The sequence below is a fragment of the Gordonibacter pamelaeae 7-10-1-b genome (genome assembly GCF_000210055.1).
GTDB lineage: Bacteria > Actinomycetota > Coriobacteriia > Coriobacteriales > Eggerthellaceae > Gordonibacter > Gordonibacter pamelaeae.
The window spans coordinates 135,260-136,180 of sequence record NC_021021.1; the positions used below are offsets into that span (position 1 = coordinate 135,260).

The 921-nt window shown below is 69.9% G+C and carries 1 protein-coding gene; it reads right to left on the reverse strand.

Features of this window, described 5'->3' with window-relative positions:
* Positions 1–98: 98 nt before the first annotated feature.
* A partial coding sequence (locus tag GPA_RS00580) for a serine hydrolase (RefSeq protein WP_041239873.1) occupies positions 99–921 on the reverse strand: 823 nt, incomplete at its 5' end.

A 921-nucleotide genomic window follows, 5' to 3' on the forward strand; every position in this document is an offset into this window, starting at 1 on the left:
GCGCGGTGCTGGGCTGCCTGCTGGCGGCGCTGCGGGGCCCCGCCTTCGGCGGTCGGCACGGTCACGGTCGGGTGCGCGTTCGGGTTCATGGAGGGTCCTTAGGCTGCGAGCAGCCGGTCGTGCGCTTCGTCGAGCGCGGCGATCAGGTTCAGGATGAGCGGTTCGTTGTCGGTGAAGTACGCGTCATCGTAGTCGGCGTCCGACATGACGGCTACCAGGTAGTCGCCGGCGGCGGACCTGACGATACCCGCGTCGTTGAGCGCGCCCATGTCGTACAGGGGCGTGTCGATCTCGTAGCCGGCCTTCGAGAGCACCTGGTGGTCGGACCCGAGCACCTCGCGGATGAACGAGGTGCCGGTCTGCGCGAGCAGCCCTTCGCAGAAGGAGGCCTGGCCGCCCCCGCTCCTAAGGTACCCGCCCACACCAAGCCAGAGTTTCGCCAGCTCGCGCGGCGTGTAGGAGGGATACCACTCGCCACCCCAGGCCGCAGCGTCCACGCCGGCCGCCGCCGCCCACGCCTCGAAGCCCTCGCTGTATCGGTTGCGGAGCAGCGCATAGCCGGTGTTGTCGGAGTAGACGATGGTATCCGTGAGCACCGTGGCCAGGTCGTAGGTGCTCTGGCCGTCTGAGGCCATGATGCCCGTGCCCTCCGTGACCGTGTCCTCGAAGACCTCGTCGTCGAGCGCCGCCCCTCCCTCGTCGACCAGGGCCTGGGCCACGTACGTGACGAACGGCGCCTTGATGGTGCTCGCCGAGGAGAAGGCTGCGTCGGCGTTGCAGCCAAGGCCGCGCTGGGAGGCGAAATCGTACACGACGAAGCCGGCGTTGCAGCCCGCGCTGCGGAACGCCTCGAGCGCCGCGGCCACGGCGGGCACCTCGGACGGGTCGACGGCACGCTGGGCCCCCGAGGCGTCGAAGAGG